Here is a 9680-nt window from a genome sequence, read left to right as displayed (position 1 = left end):
TCCAACTGTTGCCGCCATTGTCGGAGCGGTAGAGGCAGGGCTCCTTGTCTTCGATTAGGGCGTACACCACGTTGGAATTGCTGGGGGCGATGCACACGGAAGTTTTGCCCACCGGGTGCTTTTCTCCAAATTGGATGCCGCGGGTGTTCATGGGCTCCCAGGTTTTACCCGCGTCGGTCGAGCGGTAAATGCCGCTGGAGGGGCCGCCGGAGTTGAGGCCCCAGGTTTTGATGTCGACCTGCCACATGGCTGCAAAAAGGATATTGGGGTTGTTGGGGTCAATTTCGATCTCGTTGCACCCCGTGGACTCGTTCAGGAAAAAGACGCGAGCCCAGGTTTTGCCACCATCGCTGGTTTTGTACACGCCGCGCTCTTGCTGGGGCGCGTGGGTGTTGCCCAGGGCGGCGACGTAGATGGTGTTGGTATCGCTGGGGTGCACCACGATTCGCCCAATGCGCCCGGTTTTTTCCAGCCCGAGGTGTCGCCAGGTTTTGCCCGCATCGGATGACTTGTACACGCCATTGCCTAGCGGGTGCGCGGGCCGAATGACGAAGGTCTCGCCCGTGCCGCACCAGACCTGGTTGGGGTTGCTGGGGGCAATGGCTAGGGAACCAATGGCGGCAACGTCTTGATCGTCAAAAATGGGCCGCCAGTTGAGGCCGCCGTCTTCGGTTTTGAAGATGCCCCCGGAGGCTGCACCTACGTAGGAAACCATGGGGTTGCCGGGTTCGCCGACTACTGCGGAGGCGCGGTTGCCGTCGACGCCGAGGAAGCGGAAGTTGAGGTTGTTGAAGGTTTGGGCGGAGAGGGTCGTGACCAGGATAAAGAAGATCAGGGTGAGGTGGTGGCGCATGGTTTTTTTGGTTTTTTGTGGAGGGGAAAATAGGGATTTTTGGGGATTTTAAGTTTTCAATTGTCACAAAAAAGTTTAAATTTGTACAAACTTAAGTGTACATGATCGATCTTTTTAGCATGGACGAGACTACGCTTCAGGTCGTTAGTGGCTGCATAGACATGTTATAACTAATTGAAACTGGATGTTAGGAATTTCAACATATAAACCAAAGTTTCATACCTCTGCTGAAAGTTTTCAAAATGAATTTGGCAAAATTTTATCTGAACTAATCGGAAAAAGCATCGAACGATTCTGGATAATGTGGAACACAGAGGAAAATGAATGGTTAACTGATGGCCCCGTAGTTCTCGAAATTGACGGAAGAAGATTTGAATTCACTGCTTATAAATTAGACGAGTTTAGTCTGACAATAAATTCATTTGAACTTTCCGAAAAACTAGATTGGTATGGAATGGGAGACGAAATGCCCTTAGTTTGGAGAGAAAATGGAAAGCCTGAATTGGTAGGAAACCTGAAAAAGCAAATTTTAGGAATTAATATTTTGACCTACAATTTCGTGAGCACACTTGTTGAGAGCGGAGAAAAACACGAGACAGGTCAGATGTTAACCGGAATTGAATTTGTATTGGAAAAAGAATTTGAAACGGATAAAGAAAATTTCTTTTCAATCTTCAATGGCTTAGACCAAAATAGTATGGACAAAATAGAGATACAACAAGAGGATCAATTTCAACGAATAAAAATAACTGGCTTTTGAATAAAGCAGAAGGTGAAAATACAGGCAGCCATGCTACCGTGGACTCCTCCGCCCCTCCAACAACCCCAACACCGACAAATCCTCATCCAAATCTTCCCAGGAAATCCCCTGTCCTCCGGCAATCAAGCGCCAATTGTTCAACTGCTCAGGCGTAGCTTCGGCGAGCCGCCAGTGCCAATCATATGGGATGCCCAGTTCGCGGCCATCTTCCAGCAGGACATAAAAGCGCTCTGTGGCAATGCGCACTTGGGTTGCTTTGATGGTTTTATATTCAACTGAAGGTGGCATACAGTTTTTTGAAGTTGTCTTGTTTTTCCTGTAAAATAGGGGTTCTTTTCAATAAAATCAACCCCTGCATGATTTCGCATTCATGCTAAATCTCTTGACAACGCAAAAAACCATAACTACGATACCCACCTTCCGTCCCTAAAGGGACTCAGGAATCATCTGGGGTTATCGGTTGCTACCCATGTTTCGTCCCTAGCGCTACCCACGTTCCGTCCCTACGGGACTCGGGTTGCATCTGATGCTTCCCGATACCCATATTTCGTCCTTATGGGGCTCGGCAATCAATCCGGGAGTGATCGGTGGCTACCCATTTTTCTCTGGCTGTATTTAGATGGATGTGAAACTACCTCCCAAATCTGCGTCAGGTTCAATAACCAATCATAATTCTAGGGTCTATTTGGGCTATCATCTCTAGTTTTATTCCCTACCGATTCACACTCAGCGCGAGTCCCGTAGGGACGAAAAATGGGTAGTAACAGATAACCCCAGATGATTCCCGAGTCCCGCTAGGGACGAAACATGGGTAGCAACCGTAGGGACGAAACATGGGTAGCAACCGTAGGGACGAAATGTGGGTAGCCGTAGGGGCGAAACATGAGTATTCCCCGTACAACGATTTCATTCCAACACCCTAAAAATGTACCGTTCATCGTATTCCACGCCAAATTTTTCCAACATATCCACATACTCCTCCAAAAAGCTGGTTTTGGCGTGGTGGGTTTCCTGTTCCTGGATGTATTTAATCACCCGCTGCACATGGCTTTTGCTGTGCGAAAATGCGCCGTAGCCTTCCTGCCATTTGAAATGATGCCGCACCAGGCGGTTCTCGTTGATCCAGCCAGAGCTGTCTTCTTTGACTTCTTTGATCAGCTCGGCAATGGACTGGGAAGGACGTAGGCCAATCAGCATATGTACATGATCGGCCATGCCATTGATCTGGAGCATTTTATGTCCGTGATTTTGCACAATACCGTTGATGTAGGAAAAAAGATCGGGTCGCCAGGACTTGTCTAGGTTAGCATTCCGGTATTTGGGCGCAAATACGTAGTGGATGTGAATCTGGGTGTAGGTGTTCGCCATAAGGATACAGGTATTGATAATGTTCTGGATAAAGATAAAAATTCAATCAAAAGCCCCAACTAAACCCTGAAAATTCAACAGCTTGATTCTTTGTAAAAGAGAAGTTCAGTGCCTATTTTGCAATCAATCAACCCGCAATTTCACATGACCATACCAGAACAAATCGAGACCTACATCACCAGCCAGCCTGAGCCAAAACGCAATGACCTGCAAACCTTGCACCAACTCAGCCTTCAAATATCTCCCGGATGTAGAATATGGTTCATCGATGGTAAAAACAGCGAAGGCAAAACAATTGCCAACCCCAATATCGGGTATGGGTTTTATACCATCAACTATGCGGATGGAAGCAGCAGGGAGTTTTATCAAATTGGGTTGAGTGCCAACACAACCGGCATCTCAGTCTACATCATGGGCCTCAAAGACAAGACCTACCTGGCCAGAACCTATGGAGAAAGCCTTGGCAAGGCCAGCGTGACCGGGTATTGTATTAAGTTTAAAGCGCTAAAAGACATCAATTTGAATGTACTTGAAGCGGCAATACGGGATGGGTTTGAGGCGCAATTTTGAGGCGCTGCGGAATGTGAGATCATCAGAACATGTTTTTGCATCAAGAGGTACGGCACTACTCAGCTCCATTCTCCACACTTTCTTGCACCGCCATCACCAACGCGGCAACGTGCGCGCAAAGCCCCTTCACCGCGCAAGTGCAGCTTACGGCGATCACCTCAGTGCCTCGTAATTTCAGCGACACTTGTTCGATTTTTTTGGCGTATACTTTTGCCGTCCAGCGGTAGCGGTATTCTTCCAGTCCGGTCAAAGCGCCGTCTAGCCAAAGGTCTTCGCCAGCCAGCAAGGCTTCAGGTGGAAAAACCTCATCCATTTCTGCCAGATAAAAAGGGACACCCATGGAAAATGATTAAATTTAGGCCTCAATTAACTCAGCATTTGCTCGTCGAGCAACGCTAAAGTACTCAATTCTAGATTGTATGCGCAACCAATTGATCTTCCTGTTATTAACCCTTTGCTTGCCCTTGCTGGTTCCCGCACAGAAAAAAAGATTCCGCTTGCCAGCAGATTTAATCGAGGTTTCCGGCCTACAAATCATGTCGCCCGACAGCATTTGGTGGCACAACGATAGTGGAGATCGGGCGCGATTGATCCTCACCAATGGAAAAGGCAAAGCAATTCAACGCGTTTCGTTCCCTGGCATCCAAAGCCGCGATTGGGAAGACATCAGTGCTGATCCTACAGGGCGTTTGTACATCGGCGACATGGGCAACAACCTCAATCGGCGTACCGATTTGCGCATCTACACTTATGAACCCAGTTCCCAAAAAATCGACTCCATTCTTTTTCGATACCCCGATCAGCGCTCGTTTCCACCGCCGCTTCAGCAGTGGAATTTTGATGCCGAAGGCTTTTTCTGGTTTCGAGATTCTTTGCATATTTTTTCCAAAAACCGGGTTGGAGCTGGCAATTATTACACCAAACACTACATCTTACCAGCACGGCCTGGCAATTATACCGCTGTTTTGCGCGACAGCTTTTTGCTTCCTAAAAGAGTGGTCACTGCTGCCGCAGTTAGTCCCGATGGGCATCAAATTGCCCTGCTTTCCTACTTTTACCGCTTGACTTTCCTGGGCCTTTTGCCCAAAACGCGCACCACCATCTGGACATTCACGGATTTTCCAGGCTCGGATTTTTTTAAAGGTACTTTGGGCAAAACCCGGGTGCATAAGCCGCTCGTGGTGCCCACCCAATTCGAATCCCTGGATTATGTGAATCAAAACCGGGTGCTGATCGCCTCCGAACGCACGATCATGTACAAACAAAAAGCGAAACAGGTGAAATTGAAAAAGGTAAGTCCGAAAAGTTGAAAAATTGTATTTTACCCCTCATATCAAAAACACCATCAACTCATGCAACCTATACCTATTCGCACCAATGTTGTGGGAAGTTATCCATTTCCAGGCTGGCTGGAATTTGCAACCCATCATTTGGAAAAATTTGGCCCGGTAGACATTGAAGAAATGATTGAAGACGCCGTCGTTGCTGCGGTACACGATCAGGTCACTGCCGGCTTGGACGTGATCACCGATGGCGAACAGACCCGCCTCGACTTCAACCTTTCCTTTTACGGTTACCTCCAGGGCATCGAACCCAACGAATCCGAAACCCGCAAATTTGGCCCTGCCGCACACGACCAGCGCGGCAAGCACAGCATCGTTGCCCCGCTTACTGCACCCAAAGGCTTAGGCGCGGTAAGTGAGTTTTTGCGCCTCAAGAAACTGGCCCCTGCTGGCCCAACCCTCAAAGCCAGCATTCCAGGCCCTTACACCCTCAGCGGTCGCATGCTGCCCAATGCACAATATGCAGATCGTTACGCCATTACCGAAGCCCTGCTGCCCATTGTGAGCAAAGAGCTGGAAGACCTGGTAGCCGCAGGGTGCACCGAGATAACGGTAGATGAACCTTCCATGAGCTGTTATGCCTACAAAGAAGACACCAAGCGCTTTGTCGACATCTTCAACCGTACTGTAAAATCCGTTCAAGGCAAATGCCGCCTTTCCACCCACATGTGTTTTGGCAATTTCAAAGGGCGTCCAGTCGGTTACCGCAGCATCAAACCCATGGTGCCCGATTTCCTGGACTTGAGCGTAGACGAAATCCACATCGAAATGGCCAACCGCGAATTTGCTGAGATCGAACTGCTGGCATTTTTTGCCGAAAAAATGGACGTAGCCGTGGGCATCATTGATGTGAAAAACTACTACATCGAAACCGTAGCAGATGTTGCCGACCGCATTCGGCGCTGCTTGAGGTACGTTCCTGCCGAAAAACTGGCGGTAGCACCAGATTGTGGCCTCAGCCAAACGGCCCGCTGGGCTTCGCGGCAAAAGCTGGCCAATATGGTGAAAGGAGCAAAATTGGTAAGGGAAGAACTGGGTAAATAAGGAATGATTCGAGTGACGAATGACGAATTTGGCACTTCGGCAATCCGGCACTTCGGCTTCGCTCAGTGACCGGATTGCCGAAGTGCCAAATTCGTCACTCGCCATTCGAAAAACTCGTCATTTAAAAATTCACTAAATGCTAAAGCCTGCATACCGCAAAGACGAGTCCCTCTGGGCTGATGTCCTCCAACAATCCAGCGATCCTGATCAGTTTCAGCTTTGGTGGTTGGGGCAAAGTGGGTACCTCCTCCAATGGCAAGGCCAACGGGTACTTTTTGATCCCTATTTGTCGGATTCGCTGACCAAAAAGTACGCCACCACCACCAAGCCGCACGTGCGCATCAGCGAACGGGTGATCGATCCCCAATTGCTGCAGGGTATCAGCATCGTCACCTCCAGCCACAACCACACCGACCACCTGGACGCAGAAACCCTGCAACCCATCCTGGCCAATAACCCTGGTATAACCTTCGTCATCCCGGAAGCCAACCGCCAATTTGTGGTGGATAGGGTAGGGTGTACTCCCAATTTTCCGATCGGACTGAACGATGGCCAAAGTACCACGATCGGAGACTTTACGCTGTACGGCGTACCCGCTGCGCACAACGAGCTGGAACGCGACGAACACGGTCAATGCCGCTTTATGGGCTTTGTGATCGAATTTGGTTCCTGGAAAATTTACCACAGCGGAGATACGCTTTGGTACGATGGAATGGTGGATGTACTCAAACCTTTTGGGGTAGACATTGCGCTTTTGCCCATCAATGGCAATGACCCTGCGCGGGGTGTAGCAGGCAACCTCAATGGCCAGGAGGCAGCCGACTTAGGCAAAGCCATCGGCGCCAAATGGGTGATTCCGCATCATTACGATCTTTTTGCCTTCAATACGGCTGATCCTCAGGGTTTTGTTGGTTTTGCTGCTGAAGTTGGGCAGCCATATCGAGTGCTAGAGTTGGGCGATCGCATCATTCTAGGAACCTAAACTTTAACTAAAACAAATCCCCTCTAACGGTTTCGCCATAAATAGAAAACCTGTAAATTGTACAGGACAAATTGCGCCTCCCAAAGCAAATAAGTATGACGCAAAAAATCGGGAAGTTAATCTTTCTGCGTTACTAAATCAGACTTCCATGGCTGAATCTACCTGGCGGTTTACCAATGAACTTGGGCAACCCTACTTCATCGGGCTTTTTCACGGCGACAAGGATGGACACCTCGTGGTACATTGCAATTCGAAAGTGATGCTGATCGATTTCAATGTCAACGACTCCAAGACGTATTCATTTTTCATCGAAGAAGAACTTTGCGAAATCAGCGTCAACCGCAGCGAAGAAGGCTTCAGCTATTCCTGCCAAATCAATCTGGAAGTCGATACCCCCAAAAACCGCTTCCGAAAATCGCATGTTGAAGCGGAGTACAAAAGTTACCGCCAGGCAGGCTGGATTGCTGGCGGGCTGTTTTTGTTCTTAATTCTCCTGACCTTATTCCTGAAAAGCATCAATTTTCACCGAATCTAGCTTACTTTTGTTCCTTAGTATTACGCAAAAAATCGGGAAGTTAATTTTTCTGCGTTCCTGGAAATTGACCGTTCAAAAACCTATGCATTGAAGCACCTGGCACAACACATTGAAAGTTTGATCTTCACTGCCGATGCCCCCATTTCTTTTGGCGATATCTGCGCTTGTCTGGAAGAAACCTTTGGGGTGGAGTTTCATCCCGAAGAAATGGAAAAGGCCATTTCCGCACTCAAGGAAAAATACCAGGACGAAGCCTTTTCGTTTGAAATGGTTGAAATTGCCGAGGGGTATCAATTTTTGACCAAAGGCGCTTACCACAACACCGTTGGTACTTTACTCAAGCAAAAAACGCGCAAACGCTTATCCCGCGCAGCTTTGGAGACCCTGGCCATCATTGCCTACAAGCAACCCGTTTCCAAAAGCGACGTCGAAAAAATTCGGGGTGTCAACTCCGATTATGCCTTACAAAAACTATTGGAGAAGGAACTTGTTTCTATTGTAGGCCGCAGTGAAGGCCCTGGAAAGCCCCTTTTGTACGGAGCAGGCGACAAGTTTATGAATTATTTTGGGTTGAAAAGCATCAAGGATTTGCCCCAACCCAAAGAATTCAAAGACCCTGAAAACTTGATTGGGGAGCAAGAAGAAATTGAAGAAAGTGCGGATCTGGTAGATCCAGTCACCGATTAAAATAGGGATAGCATGGAAGATTTACTCGTCAACCGCGTAGCCAGCAGTGGCTTAGTGACCATAAACCTGGAAGATTTTTTCCCCAAAGGCGAAATTGCCCATTTCGACCTCGTGGATTACCTGTTCATGGGGCTGATTCTCAAGGAAAAAGACTTCCGGGAAGCACTCAAAAACCACGACTGGACGCAGTACCAGGACAAAGTATTGCTGGTGTATTGCTCCAACGATTCCATCATTCCGGTATGGGCTTACATGCTGGTGGCTACTTACGCCGAGCCTTTTGCCAAAGACATCTTTCAGGGCGATCAAGACAATTACTACAAAGCCGCTTTCAACCGGGCACTTGGCCAAATCGACCCGGCAAAATATGCAGACCAACGCGTGGTCATCAAAGGTTGTAGCGATCAGCCGGTGCCACCTTCCGCTTATCTGGAACTCACCCGCTTGCTCAAACCGCAGGTTCTCAGCATTATGTACGGTGAACCTTGCTCTACTGTACCCATTTACAAGCGCAAAGCATAATTTTTTGTACCTTGTAGGCAGAATAAATCATTCATCCATCTGTCTATGCAAAAGGGACTTCGCATTTACGTAGGGCTTGCCGCTGCCCTGTTTACCATCGCTTTATTGAGTTCTTACAGTGGCTTTCGTGCAGGAAACAACGGCGGAGCTGGCGAAAACTTGCCGCAAGTGATCAAAAGCGTGAGTCTGGATCGCGATTTCAGTTTTGCGGGGGAAAGCTTGCCTACCAAAAATTTTGACGTACGCGAACGCCTGGAAAAAGAATTGCTGATCAACTCCTACCTGCACGCCAATACCCTGATCAACATCAAACGGACTGCCCGTTATTTTCCCCTCATCGAAAAAATACTGGCCGAAAACGACCTGCCCAATGACCTGAAATATTTCCCGGTCATCGAAAGCAATCTGAGCAACGCGGTATCTTCCGCTGGAGCCCGGGGCCTGTGGCAATTCATGAAAAGCTCTGCCGATTTTTATGGACTGGAAGTGAATGAAGAAGTAGACGAGCGCTACCACATCGAAAAATCAACCCGCGCCGGAATAAAGTACCTCAAAGACCTCAAAGCGCGCTTTGGCAGCTGGGCACTGGTAGCAGCGGCCTATAACATGGGGCCAACCCGCCTCGCCAAAGACATCAAGCTGCAACGCGCCGAATCCTATTACGAACTCAACCTACCCGACGAAACCCTGCGCTATTATTTCCGCCTCATTGCGGTAAAGGATATTTTTGAAAACCCCCAGCAATACGGTTTTTACCCTGAAAATGATGCTTACTCGCCACTCGACAACTTCAAAATCGTGGAGGTAAAAACGCCCATCCTCAATCTTGGTGATTTCGCCCGCGAAAACGGCACCAACTACCGCATGCTCAAAATCTACAATCCCTGGATGATTGATTCAAAGTTGAGCAACAAGACCGGGAAAACGTATGAGGTGAAGATTCCGAAGTAGCGACTTGATGATGTTTCAAGATATCGTTCCTTAGGTGCTTCTGAAGTGTCTGAAGTGCCTTAGGT

General features: G+C 48.4%; 13 protein-coding genes. 9 read left to right on the top strand and 4 right to left on the bottom strand.

Annotation, left to right across the window (positions count from 1 at the left end):
• Positions 1–715 (bottom strand): WD40/YVTN/BNR-like repeat-containing protein (locus ABW391_RS27400; RefSeq protein WP_502916358.1); only part of this gene is annotated, 715 nt, incomplete at its 3' end.
• A gap of 322 nt (positions 716–1037) precedes the next feature.
• On the opposite strand from ABW391_RS27400, the gene ABW391_RS27395 reads away from it, so the two are divergent.
• Positions 1038–1613 carry a hypothetical protein gene (locus ABW391_RS27395; protein ID WP_353485098.1) on the top strand — a complete coding sequence of 192 codons (576 nt, stop codon included), beginning with the start codon at positions 1038–1040 and terminating at the stop codon, positions 1611–1613.
• Between the two features lie 33 nt (positions 1614–1646).
• On the opposite strand, the gene ABW391_RS27390 is transcribed toward ABW391_RS27395, so the two are convergent.
• Together ABW391_RS27390 and tnpA are read right to left on the bottom strand one after the other, a co-directional pair.
• Positions 1647–1901, bottom strand: coding sequence for a DUF2442 domain-containing protein (locus ABW391_RS27390; RefSeq protein ID WP_353485097.1), 255 nt, complete (start codon positions 1899–1901; stop codon positions 1647–1649).
• A 618-nt stretch (positions 1902–2519) separates the two neighbouring features.
• A complete protein-coding gene (tnpA, locus tag ABW391_RS27385; protein ID WP_353485096.1) occupies positions 2520–2981 on the bottom strand; it encodes an IS200/IS605 family transposase in 462 nt (153 codons plus the stop codon).
• A 144-nt stretch (positions 2982–3125) separates the two neighbouring features.
• Here tnpA and ABW391_RS27380 point away from each other — a divergent pair, with 144 nt between their 5' ends.
• Positions 3126–3551 carry a DUF1801 domain-containing protein gene (locus ABW391_RS27380; protein WP_353485095.1) on the top strand — a complete coding sequence of 142 codons (426 nt, stop codon included), beginning with the start codon at positions 3126–3128 and terminating at the stop codon, positions 3549–3551.
• 55 nt (positions 3552–3606) lie between these two features.
• On the opposite strand, the gene ABW391_RS27375 is transcribed toward ABW391_RS27380, so the two are convergent.
• Positions 3607–3891: an SWIM zinc finger family protein gene (locus tag ABW391_RS27375; RefSeq protein WP_353485094.1), complete on the bottom strand. Its 285-nt coding sequence runs from the start codon at positions 3889–3891 to the stop codon at positions 3607–3609.
• A gap of 79 nt (positions 3892–3970) precedes the next feature.
• On the opposite strand from ABW391_RS27375, the gene ABW391_RS27370 reads away from it, so the two are divergent.
• The 7 genes from ABW391_RS27370 to ABW391_RS27340 all read left to right on the top strand — a co-directional run bounded on the left by ABW391_RS27370 (position 3971) and on the right by ABW391_RS27340 (position 9615).
• Entirely contained in the window at positions 3971–4861 is an 891-nt protein-coding gene (locus ABW391_RS27370; RefSeq protein WP_353485093.1) for an NHL repeat-containing protein, read from the top strand.
• Between the two features lie 42 nt (positions 4862–4903).
• On the top strand, positions 4904–5938 hold the full coding sequence (locus ABW391_RS27365; RefSeq protein WP_353485092.1) for a methionine synthase: 1035 nt from the start codon (positions 4904–4906) through the stop codon (positions 5936–5938).
• A 136-nt stretch (positions 5939–6074) separates the two neighbouring features.
• Positions 6075–6920: an MBL fold metallo-hydrolase gene (locus tag ABW391_RS27360; protein WP_353485091.1), complete on the top strand. Its 846-nt coding sequence runs from the start codon at positions 6075–6077 to the stop codon at positions 6918–6920.
• 148 nt (positions 6921–7068) lie between these two features.
• Positions 7069–7455 (top strand): hypothetical protein, encoded by a 387-nt coding sequence (locus ABW391_RS27355; protein WP_353485090.1) that lies wholly within the window; start codon positions 7069–7071, stop codon positions 7453–7455.
• A gap of 87 nt (positions 7456–7542) precedes the next feature.
• Positions 7543–8142: an SMC-Scp complex subunit ScpB gene (gene scpB, locus ABW391_RS27350; RefSeq protein ID WP_353485089.1), complete on the top strand. Its 600-nt coding sequence runs from the start codon at positions 7543–7545 to the stop codon at positions 8140–8142.
• A gap of 12 nt (positions 8143–8154) precedes the next feature.
• Positions 8155–8664 carry a DUF2480 family protein gene (locus ABW391_RS27345; RefSeq protein ID WP_353485088.1) on the top strand — a complete coding sequence of 170 codons (510 nt, stop codon included), beginning with the start codon at positions 8155–8157 and terminating at the stop codon, positions 8662–8664.
• Between the two features lie 45 nt (positions 8665–8709).
• Positions 8710–9615 carry a lytic transglycosylase domain-containing protein gene (locus tag ABW391_RS27340; protein WP_353485087.1) on the top strand — a complete coding sequence of 302 codons (906 nt, stop codon included), beginning with the start codon at positions 8710–8712 and terminating at the stop codon, positions 9613–9615.
• The last annotated feature ends 65 nt before the right edge of the window (positions 9616–9680 follow it).

It is taken from the genome of Haliscomenobacter sp. (assembly GCF_040403615.1).
Lineage (GTDB): Bacteria > Bacteroidota > Bacteroidia > Chitinophagales > Saprospiraceae > Haliscomenobacter.
The sequence above is the reverse complement of the archived record's forward strand: the minus strand, read 5'-3'. Positions and strand labels throughout refer to the sequence as shown.

What these genes read in the sequence shown, in the direction of transcription:
- tnpA (WP_353485096.1), bottom strand. Translation starts at nt 2,981, where the DNA reads ATGGCGAACACCTACACCCAGATTCACATCCACTACGTATTTGCGCCC.
- ABW391_RS27370 (WP_353485093.1), top strand. Translation starts at nt 3,971, where the DNA reads ATGCGCAACCAATTGATCTTCCTGTTATTAACCCTTTGCTTGCCCTTG.
- ABW391_RS27390 (WP_353485097.1), bottom strand. Translation starts at nt 1,901, where the DNA reads ATGCCACCTTCAGTTGAATATAAAACCATCAAAGCAACCCAAGTGCGC.
- ABW391_RS27360 (WP_353485091.1), top strand. Translation starts at nt 6,075, where the DNA reads ATGCTAAAGCCTGCATACCGCAAAGACGAGTCCCTCTGGGCTGATGTC.
- ABW391_RS27355 (WP_353485090.1), top strand. Translation starts at nt 7,069, where the DNA reads ATGGCTGAATCTACCTGGCGGTTTACCAATGAACTTGGGCAACCCTAC.
- ABW391_RS27365 (WP_353485092.1), top strand. Translation starts at nt 4,904, where the DNA reads ATGCAACCTATACCTATTCGCACCAATGTTGTGGGAAGTTATCCATTT.
- ABW391_RS27375 (WP_353485094.1), bottom strand. Translation starts at nt 3,891, where the DNA reads ATGGGTGTCCCTTTTTATCTGGCAGAAATGGATGAGGTTTTTCCACCT.
- ABW391_RS27380 (WP_353485095.1), top strand. Translation starts at nt 3,126, where the DNA reads ATGACCATACCAGAACAAATCGAGACCTACATCACCAGCCAGCCTGAG.
- ABW391_RS27340 (WP_353485087.1), top strand. Translation starts at nt 8,710, where the DNA reads ATGCAAAAGGGACTTCGCATTTACGTAGGGCTTGCCGCTGCCCTGTTT.
- ABW391_RS27345 (WP_353485088.1), top strand. Translation starts at nt 8,155, where the DNA reads ATGGAAGATTTACTCGTCAACCGCGTAGCCAGCAGTGGCTTAGTGACC.
- ABW391_RS27395 (WP_353485098.1), top strand. Translation starts at nt 1,038, where the DNA reads ATGTTAGGAATTTCAACATATAAACCAAAGTTTCATACCTCTGCTGAA.